The following is a 13429-nucleotide window of genomic DNA, read 5'->3' on the forward strand; positions in this document are numbered from 1 at the left end:
GCGGCGGAATCCTATTTCTTTCGTTTGGGAACGTAGAGATCCGTCAGGGTGCCCTCGAAGGCTTCCGCACTGAAGGCCACTGTTTCACTGAGTGTCGGATGGGGGTGCACCGTCAGCCCGATGTCAGTGGCATCCGCGCCCATCTCGATGGCCAGGGCCATTTCGGCGATCAGTTCACCGGCGTTCGGGCCCACGGCGGCACCGCCCAGCAGGCGATCCGTTTTCGGGTCAAACAGCAACTTCGTGATGCCTTCATCGCGGCCCAGCGACAGGGCGCGGCCACTGGCCGCCCAGGGGAAGCTGCCGACCTCGTAAGGAATCCCGTCCTTCTTCGCCTCGCTTTCAGTCAAACCCACCCAGGCCACCTCGGGATCGGTATAGGCCACCGAGGGGATGACGCGGGCATCAAAATGGGACTTCTGCCCGGCGGCCACCTCGGCCGCCACCTTGCCTTCATGAGTGGCCTTGTGGGCCAGCATGGGCTGGCCGACCACATCGCCGATGGCGAAGATATGCTCCACGTTGGTCCGCATCTGACGATCCACGGCAATGAAGCCTCGCTCGTCCACGTTCACGCCAGCCTTGTCGGCATCGATTCGCCCGCCGTTGGGGGCACGCCCCACGGCCACCAGAATCCGCCCGTAATAGGTGGGCCCGGGCACATCCTCGCCCTCGAAGGTGACCTTGATGCCTTGCTTGTGCGCCTCGAACTTGCTGGCCTTCGTTCCCGTCATGATGCGGCCGTAGCGTTTCGCCACATGCTTGTGGAAGGGTTTGACGATATCCTTGTCCGCCCCCGGCATCAGCTGATCGGTAAGCTCGACCACATCGATTTCCACGCCCAGGGCGGCGTAGACGTTGGCCATTTCCAGGCCAATGATGCCGCCACCGACCACCAGCATCTTCTTCGGCAGTTCTTCCAGCTCCAGGGCATCGGTGGAATCCATCACCCGCGGATCATCATGGGGAATGAAAGGCAGTTCCACCGGCTGCGAGCCTACTGCAATCACGGCCTTGTCAAAATGAATGACTGTTTCCTTGCCGTCCTTCTCGGTCACCACATGATGATCGTCGGCAAAACGACCGCTTCCGGTCACGATCTCCACCTTGCGCTTTCTGGCCAGACCGGCCAGACCCCCGGTCAGCTTGCCGATGACCTGGTTTTTCCATTCACGCAGTTTGCCGCGATCGATCTTGGGTTTCCCGAAATCCACGCCATGGTCGGCCATGGCGGCGGCTTCATCGATGACCTTGCCCGCATGCAGCAGGGCCTTGGAGGGAATACAGCCCACGTTCAGGCAGACACCACCAATGGATTCGTAGCGCTCCACCAGAATCACCTTCAGCCCCAGATCCGCCGCCCGGAACGCCGCCGTGTATCCCCCGGGCCCCGAACCCAGCACCAGCAGATCGCAATGCTTGTCGGCCTTGCCAGCATAAGCTCCCGCCGCCGTCCCCTGGTCGTTGTCGTTGTCGTTGTCGTTGTCGTTGTCGTTGTCGCTGTCGCTGTCGCTGTCGCTGTCGCTGTCGCTGTCGCCCGAGGATGCACTCGCCCCCTCCAGCTCGGCAATCACCGTCCCTTCCGAGACCTTGTCACCGGCACTCACCTTGACACTCACCACCGTGCCCGCCTCCGGCGCCGGCACATCCATGGCGGCCTTGTCGGTCTCAAGAGTGATCAGGCCCTCTTCGGCCTCCACACTGTCACCCTCGGACACCAGCACGTCGATGACTTCAACTTCATCGAAATCGCCAATGTCGGGGACCTTGACTTGGATCTTGTCGGCCATGGGAGTGCCTTCTTCCAGTTTGTGTTCAAATTCCGATGAACGGGCTTCGAGTTGGTCCAGCTTCAAGTGACAAGCTGCAAGCTACAAGCTGGCAGTGCCTGCTTGTAGCTTGGGACTTGTAGCTTGAAGCTTTCCTTTCTTACATCACCAGATTCCGGCAATCGGCCAGGACATCCGCCAGGTAACGGGTGAAGCGGGCGGCGGCGGCGCCGTCGATGACCCGATGGTCATAGGACAGGGACAGGGGCAGCGTCAGGCGTGGCTCGAAGTCCTGGCCGTTCCAGACCGGCTTCATCTCGGCCTTGGAGACACCGAGAATGGCCACCTCCGGTGCATTGACGATCGGCGTGAAGGCCGTACCTCCGATACCGCCAAGACTGGAGACAGTGAAGCAGGCGCCCTGCATGTGCTTCTGCTGCAGCTTGCCGTTGCGGGCCTTTTCCGCCAGCTCACCCAGTTCCCGGGCCACATCGAAGACATTCTTCTCGTCCACGTCCCGAATCACGGGCACCACCAGACCATTGGGGGTGTCCGCGGCGAAGCCCAGATGGAAGTACTTTTTCATGATCAGGTGTTCGCCATCCGGGTCCAGCGAACTGTTGAAATCGGGGAATTCCCTCAGGGCGTGCACACAGGCCTTCATGATGAAGGCCAGCGGTGTCATCTTGATGCCCATGGATTCGGCGTCGGACTTGAGCGCCTTGCGCACGGCATCCATTTTCGTGATGTCGGCATCGTCGTGCTGGGTGACATGAGGCGCATTGACCCAGCTGGCCTGCAGGCGGGGACCGGATATCTTCTTGATGCGGCCCAGCGGCACCCGTTCCACATCACCGAATTTGGAGTGATCGATCTCCGGCACCTGGGGCAGACCGGCGCCACCGCCGGCACCCCGCAGCTGGGACTTCACCCATTTCTTGACGTCCTCATGGGTGATGCGGCCCTTGTAGCCGGAACCGTGAATCTTGACCAGATCGGCGCCCAGCTCCCGGGCGAATCGGCGCACCGATGGCGTGGCATGGGCCTTGGCGAAACCGGACTCGTCTATGGCCTGCAGGGAGCCCCGGTCGGCGCGCTTGTCAGTGCCGGCCGTGTCCCTGGTTTCGGTCGCTACCACCTCACCCTTCCCGGTCGTCGCCGGGGCGACAGACTCAGATGACGCGCTATCGGCGGCGGCTTCACTCTCGCCACCGCCCACCAGGGCTTCCATCACCGCAACCACACTGCCTTCGGAAACCTTGTCACCGGCCTTGACCTTCACGGACTTGATGGTTCCGGCGTGGGGCGCGGGTACATCCATGGCGGCCTTGTCGGTTTCCAGGGTGACGATACCCTGCTCTTCCTCGACCTCATCACCTTCCGACACCAGCACGTCGATCAGCTCGACCTCGTCGAAGTCACCGATATCGGGAACGGTAATCTCGACTTCCTTTCTTTCACCCGCCGGGGCGGCCTTTTCCCGGTCGCCGGATGCCTCTTCACTCGGCGCATCCGTCGCGGACGCTTCGCTTTCTCCGGCGTCGCCCGAATCACGATCGTCAGCAGAGGCGCCTTCATCCGAACCCCCGTCTCCGGCAACCTCCAGTTCAGCAATGACCGTTCCTTCAGCAACCTTGTCGCCGGCGGATACCTTCAGACTGACCACCTTGCCCGCCTCCGGCGCCGGCACATCCATCGCCGCCTTGTCGGTTTCCAGCGTAATCAGGCCGTCTTCGGCCTCGACACTGTCACCCTCCGACACCAGCACATCGATGACCTCGACCGCATCGAAATCACCGATGTCCGGGACCTTGACTTGGATCTTGTCCGCCATGGGGTTGCCTTTTTCCAGGTTGTATCCAAATTTCATTTATACCGGTTTCGAGCCGGCCCAGCCTGTCCCTTGCAGCCTCCCGTCACACCGTGACGGGGTTGGGCGCATCCGGGTCGATGCCATATTTCTTGATCGCCTCGGCCACTTTCTTGCCATCAAGCTGACCTTCATCGGCCAGGGCCTTCAGGGCCGCGATGGCAACGTGGTAACGGTTGACTTCGAAGAAGCGACGCAGATTCTCGCGACTGTCGCTGCGACCATAGCCATCGGTACCCAGAGTCAGGTAACGACGATTCATCCAGGGACGAATCTGGTCCGGGAAGGCGCGGATGTAATCCGTTGCCGCCACGGCCGGGCCGTCGAAGCCTTCCATCTGCTTTTCCACCCAGGAACGGCGTGGCTTCTTCGCATCCGGGTGCAGACGATTCCAGCGATCCACGTCCATGCCGTCACGACGCAATTCGGTAAAGCTGGGGGCGCTCCAGATATCCGCGGCAACACCGAAATCCTCTTCCAGCAATTCGGCGGCAGCAATGACTTCCCGGAAGATGGTGCCCGAACCCAGCAACTGAACCCGTTTCTTCTTGCGCTTGTCACCCTGACGGAAAAGGTAGAGGCCCTTGCGGATGCCTTCCTCCGCTCCCTCCGGCATGGCCGGATGGGCATAGTTCTCGTTCATCATGGTGATGTAGTAGAAGACGTTTTCCTTGTCTTCGTACATGCGCTTGAGGCCGTCATGCACCACCACCGCCATTTCATAGGCGAAGGTGGGATCGTAGGACACGCAATTGGGGATGGTCGAACTCAGGATGTGACTGTGACCGTCCTGGTGCTGAAGGCCCTCCCCATTCAGCGTGGTACGACCGGCGGTTCCCCCCATGAGGAAGCCACGGGCCTGCATGTCCCCGGCCGCCCAGGCAAAGTCGCCAATGCGCTGGAAACCGAACATGGAGTAGTAGCTGTAGAAGGGAATGGTGGGCACACCCCAGTTGGCTGGTGCAGTGGCTGCGGCCACCCAGGAGGACATGGCACCGGCCTCGGTAATGCCTTCCTGGAGGATCTGCCCCTTCTTGTCTTCCTTGTAGAACATCAGCTGGTCGGCATCCTGGGGTTCATAAAGCTGCCCCACGGAGCTATAGATGCCCAGCTGACGGAACAGGCCGTCCATGCCGAAGGTCCGCGCCTCATCGGGAATGATGGGCACGATGTACTTGCCGATCTTCTTGTCCTTCGTGAGTGAAGTGAGCATGCGCACGAAGGCCATGGTGGTGGAAATCTCGCGATCCGTGCCATTGAGATACTGCTTGAAGATATCGATGGCCGGGATTTCAAGTTTCGGCGAGCGATCCTCGCGGGCCGGCAGGTAACCGCCCAGCTTCTTGCGCCGCCCCTTCATGTACTTGATCTCGGGACTGTCTTCCTTGGGCCGATAGATCGGCACGTCATTGATCTTTTCGTCCGAGATCGGCAGGTTCAGACGGTCACGGTAATACTTGAGGTCTTCTTCACCGAGCTTTTTCTGCTGGTGAGCGATGTTCTTCGCCTCGGCCGCCTTGCCCATGCCAAAGCCCTTGACCGTCTTGGCCAGAATGACCGTCGGCTGGCCCTTGTGACGGGTGGCGGCGTGATAGGCGGCGTAGACCTTGCGGGCATCATGCCCCCCTCGATTCAGGCGCCAGATTTCCTCATCGGACATATTGGCGACCATTTCCTTCAGCTCGGGATACTTGCCGAAGAAATACTCGCGGGTGTAGGCGCCGCCCTTGGCCTTGAAGTTCTGGTATTCGCCGTCCACGGCTTCTTCCATGCGCCGGCGCAGCAGACCCTGGGTGTCCTTCTCCAGCAGGGGATCCCAGCGATTGCCCCAGATCACCTTGATTACATTCCAGCCGGAGCCGAGGAAGTCGGCCTCCAGCTCCTGGATGATCTTGCCGTTGCCGCGCACCGGACCATCCAGGCGCTGCAGATTGCAGTTGACCACGAAGATGAGATTGTCCAGGCCCTCGCGGGCGGCCAGGCTGATGGCGCCCAGGGATTCCGGCTCATCCATTTCCCCGTCACCCAGGAAACACCAGACCTTGGCGTCCTTGGCATCGATCAGGCCACGGTGCTCCAGATAACGCATGTAGCGGGCGTGATAGATACCCATGATGGGGCCAAGCCCCATGGATACGGTGGGGAACTGCCAGTAATCGGGCATCAACCAGGGGTGGGGATAGGAAGTGATGCCCTTGCCGCCCACATCCTCGCGGAAATGCAGCAGCTGCTCCTCGCTGAGGCGGCCTTCCAGGTAGCTGCGGGCATAGATCCCCGGGGAGGAATGGCCCTGGATATAGACCTTGTCACCCGGATGATCCTCACTGGGCGCCCGCCAGAAGTGGTTGAAACCCACCTCATAGAGAATGGCCGAAGAAGCATAACTGGCGATATGACCGCCCAGCTCGGTACCCTTGCGGTTGGCGTGCACCACCATGGCCATGGCATTCCAGCGGATCATGGCCTCGATGCGCTTTTCCATCTCCCGATCGCCGGGGTAGCCCGGTTCACGCGCGGTGGGAATGGTGTTCAGATAGGCCGTATTGGGCCGGTAGGGCAAATAGGCCCCGGAACGACGGGCATGGTCAATGAGCTGCTCGAGCAGATAGTGCGCGCGCTCGGGACCATGGATGGCGAGAGCGGATTCCAGTGACTCAATCCACTCCCGGGTCTCTTCCGGGTCCACATCTTTGAATCGTTCGTTGTCCGCCATGAAATAGGTCCTTGTACGAAGGAATTTGCTTCAATCTCCGGCGCCCTGGCGTAGGATGCCGGGTGGCAGCATTACCGGGGCCGCGGGGCCGCGGAATGCGCGGGGAAGGCTGATTCGGGCATGGCAAGACGGCAGGCCCGTCCCGAAGGCCAGCCTCGCCGCCTGCTTCAAACAGGCGCTATGATCGTTTTTTACCCTCTCAAGGTCAAGGATTCAGCCATGTCGACGGTATTGCCCGAATGTCCGAAAATCCAGATAAAACAGGACACAAGCCTGCCGGATGAGAACAGAATCCGGGAATTTGATGCCATGATCCTGATCATGGACGCTGACGGCGAGGCGGGCGGATTTCAAACGGCGAACGGCGCGGGCCACCACCTGCCGACGTCCATTGCGAAGCGTGCGCAGGCTCGCCTGGCACAATCACCGGAGGGCAGCGGCCCCTTTTTCCTTTCGGCCGGCGAGGCCCGCCTGGCACTGCTTCGGGTGAGTGACCGGATCGACACCTTCGGGGCGCTCAATCTGATGCGAAAAGCCATGGCCGGCCTGATGGATGATCACCCGCAGGCCATCGCCCTGATCAATTGCGGCATGCACGCGCGTCCGGCCGAGCGCCTGGCGGAAGCCGCCGTCGCCGCGCTGCTGGCCGCCCGGTTTCCCCTGCCGAAGCTGGGTAAACCACCAAAGGACCCAGCCGCCGCGGAAGCGCTGACACTGTTCGGCAACCTGGGTGCCCCCGATATTCATCGGGCCGAAGCCACGGCGGAAGGCAACAATCTGGCCCGCTGGCTGACCCACCTGCCGCCCAATCACCTGACCCCCGGCCGTTACCGGGAACTGGCCGAGACACTGGCAGAACGGGAAGGCTGGACAAGCCGTTTTCTCGGCGTGAAGGAACTGCGGCGTCTGGGGGCCGGAGCCTTCCTGTCGGTCGTGGAAGCGAGCCCGACCGAGGATGCGGGCATTCTGCACCTCCAATATCGTCCCAGCGGGGCGAGCGGCCAACCCTTTACACTGGTGGGCAAGGGCATCTGCTTCGATACCGGCGGCACCAATCTCAAGAGTGCGGACGGCATGTACGGCATGCATGGCGACATGCAAGGAAGCGCGGTGGCTCTGGGCAGTCTGCTTGCCCTCAGCCGCCTTGGCTTCACCCAGCCGGTGGACTGCTGGCTGGCCCTGGCGGAGAATCACATCGGTTCCCGGGCAGCCAAACCCAATGATGTGGTCACGGCCGTGGACGGCACCACCATCGAAATCGTCAATACCGATGCCGAGGGTCGCATGGTACTGGCCGACACCCTGGCTCTGGCCCGTCGGGAACGGCCACGCGCCATTCTCGATTACGCGACGCTTACCGGCAGTTGCGTGACCGCGCTGGGCCATCGCATCAGTGGTGCCATCAGCAACCGCCCGGACTGGATTCAGCCCCTGCTTGACTGTGGCCAACGTACGGGCGAGCGTGTCTGGCCCCTGCCCTATGCCGAAGACTACGACGAGGATCTCGAATCCGGTGTCGCAGATGTTCTCCAGTGCCGCCCCCCCGCAGAAGCGGATCATCTCTATGCCGCCCGCTTTCTCGGCCGCTTCGTGGGCACGGATATCCCCTGGGTTCATGTGGATCTCTCTGCCGGCCACCGCAAGGGCGGGCTGGGACACATCGGCACGGACATTACCGGCTTCGGAGTACGCTTCGGCGTGGAATGGATGCATTTCCTGCAAGACAACCAGGAGCTCTCTGATCAGACGACCGGGTGACCGTCCACTTGCGATTGCCACGACAGGACGACCGTCAGACGACCGTCAGCGGCGCTTCAGCGATGCATTGGCGCGGCTGTTACAATGGCCGTCCCGATGATCAGCAGGAATCCGTAACGCTCATGGATCAACTCGAGATTACCCGGCCGGACGACTGGCATCTGCATGTGCGTGATGGTGAGGCCATGAAGGCCGTGGTACCGGAAACCGCTCGCATCTTTGGCCGTGCCATCATCATGCCCAACCTGCAGCCACCCATCACCACGGTGGAACAGGCCGAGGCCTACAGGGACCGCATTCTCGCCGCGACACCGTCAGACAGCGGCTTTCGCCCGCTGTTGACGCTCTACCTCACGGACAACACCAGCGAGGAAACTGTCAGGGCGGCGGCCGATCATCCCGATATTCATGCCTTCAAGCTGTATCCGGCCGGTGCCACCACCAATTCGGATTCCGGTGTCACCGATATCCGGCATGTGCGCCCGGCCCTGGATGCCATGGCCGATTACGACATTCCCCTGCTGGTGCATGGGGAAGTCACACGACATGAAGTGGATTTTTTTGATCGCGAGAAGCGGTTCATCGATGAAGTGCTCAGCCGGGTGGTGGAAGACTTCGCGCCCCTGAGGGTGGTCTTCGAGCACATCACCACGCGGGAAGCGGTGGAGTTCGTTGAATCCGCGCCGTTGCGGGTCGGGGCCACCATCACTCCCCAGCATCTCCTGGAAAACCGCAACGCACTCTTTCGGGGCGGGCTGCGTCCTCATCATTTCTGCCTGCCGGTACTGAAACGGGAGGAAGACCGTCGCGCCCTGGTCAGTGCCGCCACCGGTGGCTCTCCCAAATTCTTCCTTGGGACGGACAGTGCGCCACATCCGAAGGGCGCCAAGGAATCAGCCTGTGGCTGCGCCGGCATCTACTCGGCACATACCGCCCTGGAACTTTACGCGGAAGTCTTCGACCGGGCCGGGAAACTCGAGAATCTGGAAGCCTTCGCCAGTTTCAACGGCGCGGATTTCTACGGTCTGCCCCGGAACAAGGGCTCGGTTCGTCTGGAGCGCAAGGACAAGAGTGTTCCGGATCAGCTGCCCATGGGTGGAAAGGAAATCGTCATTCCTTTCCGTGCTGGCGAAAGTGTGGCCTGGACCTCAAGCCGACTGGAGCCCTGATGAGCGAGGAACAACGACTGGAAAACAACGGCCCACGCATTGCCGACCGCTTTCGCAGCTTTCTCCCGGTGGTGGTGGATGTGGAGACCGGCGGCTTCAACCCCGCCACCGATGCCCTGCTGGAAATCGCCGGCGTGCTGCTGCACATGAACGACGAAGGGGAGCTCTATCGGGGCGAGACCTACCGCTACCACGTGCGGCCGTTTCCAGGCGCGAACATCGAGCCGGCGGCACTGGAAGTCACCGGCATCGACCCGGATCATCCCCTTCGCCCGGCCATGGATGAACGGGACGCCCTCGGCCGACTTTTCAAGCAGGTTCGCGGCCAGGTCAAGGAAACCGGCTGCACCCGGGCCATCCTGGTGGGGCACAACAGCTGGTTCGACCTGCAGTTCATGAATGCCGCCGTGGAACGGGCCGGCATCAAGCGCAACCCTTTCCATCCCTTCTCAAGTTTCGACACCGCCACCCTGGGTGGCGTAGCCTTTGGGCAGACGGTTCTGCGCAGAGCCGCCCATGCCGCCGGTCTGAGCTGGGATGAGAGCGCCGCCCATTCGGCGGCCTACGATGCCGAACAAACGGCGGAACTGTTCTGCCAAATCGTCAATCGATTTCGCGATCAGTACGAAGAAGCCATTGGCAACTAGTGCCGTCGAAAGAGCCCACCCCGGGCGCCCTGCAGCCGGCGCATGACCACTCGGGGTGGGGCAAGGCAATCACCCCTCGCTGGCTGCCTTGAGCTCCTTTTCCAGCTCGCCCGACTGGAACATTTCCATGATGATGTCACAGCCACCGATCAGCTCACCCTTCACGTACAGCTGAGGATAGGTGGGCCAGTTGGAATATTCCTTGAGACGCTCACGCAGTTCCTGGTCTTCCAGGATGTTGAAATAGGCGAACGGCACGCCGATTTGCTTCATCACCTGGGCGGTCTGCGCCGAAAAGCCACACTGGGGAAAATCCGGCGTTCCCTTCATGTAAAGAAGGATCGCGTTATCACCCAACTGCTCTTTGATTTTCTGTTCGATATCCATGATTCACACTTCTCGGATTGATTGAGGAAAAAATGACCCTCCGTCCATTCACGGTCGGGCTAGTCGTGATTCTGGCGCTCCATCTCGGGTGGTGGAGCGGCCTGCTCCTCACGATCCCGATCGCGACCGTCAAATTCGATGTTCGACACCACGCGGCGAACGCCCGGCAGGCTCTCCACTCGCATGACGATGTCACCAATGCCCGAAGGCTCCTGAACCCCACCAGTCAGGGTGACCACGCCGTCTTCTACCTCGACATCCAGACCGGACGCACCCCGAACCGGGGCATGCCGAAGTTCTGCATGGACGCCCCGGGCGATGGAGCGGTCGTCGTCGGGATCAATTTCGCCACCACCAAAGCGGGCGCAGGCCATGGGCAGAAGCAGAACGAGAATAAGCAGGTGCTTGAGGGAAGTCGATCTTGTCATTGCCACTCACGTTGCGATTCGGAATTTGGCGCGTTGACGGCATTTATTGTATCACGCCCGCCCGGCCCGGCCCCAGGCGCCACCCCCCGGGGTCTCCACGGTCAGACAGTCGCCCGCGCGAACCCGGAGATGGCATTTCCCCCCGAGATCCCGCCCGTTGAGGCGATTGCGGCCAGCCATTCCCTCGCCGCCACCGGATAATCCCCAGGGCCCGTGACGCCGACGTTCGGTCAACAAGCTGATTTCGGCCGTCTCCAGGAAACGATAACAGCGAACGATACCGTCACCGCCCGGATTCTGCCCACTGCCGCCGGAAGCGGGCCGAAAACCATAGTGAAGCACCTGGAGCGGCCAGGCCATCTCGATCACCTCGACGGGGGTATTGAGGGTGTTGGTCATATGACTGTGAACACCATCCAGCCCCCTGCCCCGGGCATGGCCACCGGTGCCGCCCCCCAGGGTCTCGTAATAGTCCCAGCCTGCACCATGCCGGGATCCCATGGCCAGGTTGTTCATGCTGCCCTGGCTGGCCGCGGGCATGCGATCCGGCATGGCCTCGGCCAGGGCACCGATCACCACATCCACAATGCGCTGACTGGTCTCGACATTACCGGCGGCAACGGCAGCCGGAGCCCGGGCATTGAGCAGGCTGCCCTCGGGGGCATGGATCACGATACGCCGAAAGGCGCCGGCGGTACCCGGCGTTTCTTCCGGCATGAGACAGCGGAAGACGTACAATACGGCCGCCGCCGTGACCGAGAGGGGGCAGTTGATGTTGCCGGCCACCTGCTCGCAGCTGCCGGAAAAATCCAGTGAGACCCCATCCGGCCCCACCACCATCGCCAGCCTGATGGGCAGATCCCAGTGACCAAAACCGTCATCGTCCATGCAGTCCGAAAAGTGGTAACGGCCATGGGGGATTCGGGCGAGGGCCTGGCCTGCCAGCCGTTCAGCGTAGTCATTGACGGCTTGCAAGTGCTGCTTCCAGGCGGACAGACCCATGCCTTGCAGGAGTGGAGCCAGTTGATCCCGGCCTGAGCGCGCGGCGGCAACCTGGGCCGAGAAATCAGCGGCCACCTGCTCGGGGCGGTTCATGCGCCGCGTCAGTCCGGCAAGACAATCGCTGTCAATCTCCCCGCGTTTGCCCAACAGCGTGGGCGGGATGATCACCCCCTCCTCCTCCAGGGTGCGGGACAGGGGCAGGGACCCCGCCGTGTCGGCGCCGATGTCGGAATGATGGGCACGATTGGCCACGAAGCCGGCCAGGGCCTGACCCAGGAAAACCGGCATGATGACGGTCACGTCAGGCAGGTGGGTACCGCCCAGGTAGGGGTCATTGAGTACCAGGATGTCACCGTCCTGCCAGTCACGATGGCGAACCACACCCCCCATGGCGAAGGCCATGCTGCCAAGGTGAACGGGAATGTGGGCGGCCTGTGCGCAGAGGGCCCCATCCGCATCGAACAGAGCGCAGGAGAAATCCAGGCGATCACGAATGTTCGGCGAGAAGGCAGCCCGCCGCAGAACGGCACCCATCTGTTCGCAGACAGCGTTGATGCGATTGACGAAGATGGAGAGGCTGACCGGATCCATGCTCTGGCTGACCTCCCGGCGGGCTTCAGGCGCCCATGGCCGGATCACGTTCCGGCAACTGACGGACGATGTCCCATTGTTCTTCCGGGCTCAGCTCCGTCCACTGGGCGATTTCGGTGAGGCTGCGCAGGCAGCCCATGCAATGGCCATCATCGTCCATGGTGCAGACACCCACACAGGGACTGGGCGGCGGCTCGGGACTGGCCGGCATGGGGCGCGGCGTGTCGGAAGGATCGTAGCTGACCGGATCCTTGAGATAGCGGCGGGAGCTGGACTGGGACATGGACTCACTTGGGCGCTGTGACATGGATTGGATGATAACCCGCCCCCTGCCGCAATGTCAGGGGGCGGAGCAGACAGATGACGGAAGGTATCAGCCCGCAAAATTCCTGGCTGCAAATTCCCAATTGACCAGCTTCCAGAACGCCTCCATGTATTTCGGCCGCGCATTGCGGTAATCGATGTAGTAGGCATGCTCCCAGATATCGCAGGTCAGCAGCGGAGTCACACTCGGATCCGTGAGCGGGGTTTCGGCGTCATCGGTCTGCACAATGGCGAGACCACCGTCGGCCTTCTTCACCAGCCAGCCCCAGCCGGAGGCAAAATTGGCCACCGTACTGTCGGTGAATGCCTTGCGGAAGGCGTCCACGGAACCCCATTCCCTTTCGATGGCCACCTTGAGCTCACCCTCCGGGTCGCCCCCGCCATTGGGGCTCAGCGACTGCCAGTAGAAATTGTGATTCCAGACCTGGGCGGCCTGGTTGAACAGCTTGCCCGAGGCTTTTCGGATCAGGCTCTCCAGATCAAGATCGGCATCCGGCGTGTCCTTGATCAGGTCGTTGAGCGTATTCACATAGGTCTGGTGATGCTTGCCGTAGTGATATTCCAGCGTCTCCCGTGAAATATGCGGTTCCAGGGCGTCCATGGCGTAGGGCAGCTGCATCAACTCGTGGCTCACTATCAGACTCCTTCAACGTGCGTTGACTGGTTCCCGCCACCGAGTCACCTCGGCGCGAAGATAGGATGTTTGCGGATAATTCAGAAGCAACCAGCTTGTAATCTGGCTGATCTGTCCTAGGGTTTTAGGAAACCGTC

At 61.6% G+C, this 13429-nt stretch carries 11 protein-coding genes; 3 read left to right on the forward strand and 8 right to left on the reverse strand.

Annotated elements, in window-relative coordinates; genetic code table 11:
* Positions 1-11: 11 nt before the first annotated feature.
* The 3 genes from lpdA to aceE form a co-directional block, all read right to left on the reverse strand.
* Entirely contained in the window at positions 12-1790 is a 1779-nt protein-coding gene (lpdA, locus tag RBH19_RS05665) for a dihydrolipoyl dehydrogenase (RefSeq protein ID WP_306727852.1), read from the reverse strand.
* A 139-nt stretch (positions 1791-1929) separates the two neighbouring features.
* The gene (gene aceF, locus RBH19_RS05670) at positions 1930-3639 is read right to left on the reverse strand and encodes a dihydrolipoyllysine-residue acetyltransferase (RefSeq protein ID WP_306727853.1); all 1710 of its coding nucleotides are present in this window, start codon (positions 3637-3639) and stop codon (positions 1930-1932) included.
* Positions 3640-3685: 46 nt separating this feature from the next.
* Positions 3686-6352, reverse strand: a complete 2667-nt coding sequence (gene aceE, locus RBH19_RS05675) for a pyruvate dehydrogenase (acetyl-transferring), homodimeric type (protein WP_306727854.1) — start codon at positions 6350-6352, stop codon at positions 3686-3688.
* A 219-nt stretch (positions 6353-6571) separates the two neighbouring features.
* Between aceE and RBH19_RS05680 the strand changes: the two genes are divergently transcribed.
* The 3 genes from RBH19_RS05680 (at position 6572) to rnt (ending at position 9926) form a co-directional block, all read left to right on the forward strand.
* Positions 6572-8110: a M17 family metallopeptidase gene (locus RBH19_RS05680; RefSeq protein WP_306727855.1), complete on the forward strand. Its 1539-nt coding sequence runs from the start codon at positions 6572-6574 to the stop codon at positions 8108-8110.
* A 122-nt stretch (positions 8111-8232) separates the two neighbouring features.
* Positions 8233-9279: a dihydroorotase gene (gene pyrC / locus RBH19_RS05685; RefSeq protein ID WP_306727856.1), complete on the forward strand. Its 1047-nt coding sequence runs from the start codon at positions 8233-8235 to the stop codon at positions 9277-9279.
* Positions 9279-9926 (forward strand): ribonuclease T, encoded by a 648-nt coding sequence (rnt, locus tag RBH19_RS05690; RefSeq protein ID WP_306727857.1) that lies wholly within the window; start codon positions 9279-9281, stop codon positions 9924-9926. Before pyrC ends, rnt begins: the two co-directional genes overlap by 1 nt.
* Positions 9927-9995: 69 nt before the next feature.
* Here rnt and grxD read toward each other — a convergent pair whose 3' ends face one another.
* From grxD to RBH19_RS05715, 5 genes are all read right to left on the reverse strand, one after another.
* On the reverse strand, positions 9996-10313 hold the full coding sequence (gene grxD / locus RBH19_RS05695; protein WP_306727858.1) for a Grx4 family monothiol glutaredoxin: 318 nt from the start codon (positions 10311-10313) through the stop codon (positions 9996-9998).
* Between the two features lie 59 nt (positions 10314-10372).
* Complete coding sequence (locus RBH19_RS05700) at positions 10373-10741, reverse strand: BON domain-containing protein (protein WP_306727859.1); 369 nt, start codon at positions 10739-10741, stop codon at positions 10373-10375.
* Positions 10742-10792: 51 nt separating this feature from the next.
* Positions 10793-12334, reverse strand: coding sequence for a hydantoinase B/oxoprolinase family protein (locus RBH19_RS05705; RefSeq protein ID WP_306727860.1), 1542 nt, complete (start codon positions 12332-12334; stop codon positions 10793-10795).
* A 25-nt stretch (positions 12335-12359) separates the two neighbouring features.
* On the reverse strand, positions 12360-12617 hold the full coding sequence (locus RBH19_RS05710) for a DUF1289 domain-containing protein (protein ID WP_306727861.1): 258 nt from the start codon (positions 12615-12617) through the stop codon (positions 12360-12362).
* 90 nt (positions 12618-12707) lie between these two features.
* Positions 12708-13292 carry a superoxide dismutase gene (locus RBH19_RS05715; RefSeq protein ID WP_306727862.1) on the reverse strand — a complete coding sequence of 195 codons (585 nt, stop codon included), beginning with the start codon at positions 13290-13292 and terminating at the stop codon, positions 12708-12710.
* Positions 13293-13429 lie beyond the last annotated feature (137 nt).

This window comes from Natronospira bacteriovora, assembly GCF_030848495.1.
GTDB lineage: Bacteria > Pseudomonadota > Gammaproteobacteria > Natronospirales > Natronospiraceae > Natronospira > Natronospira bacteriovora.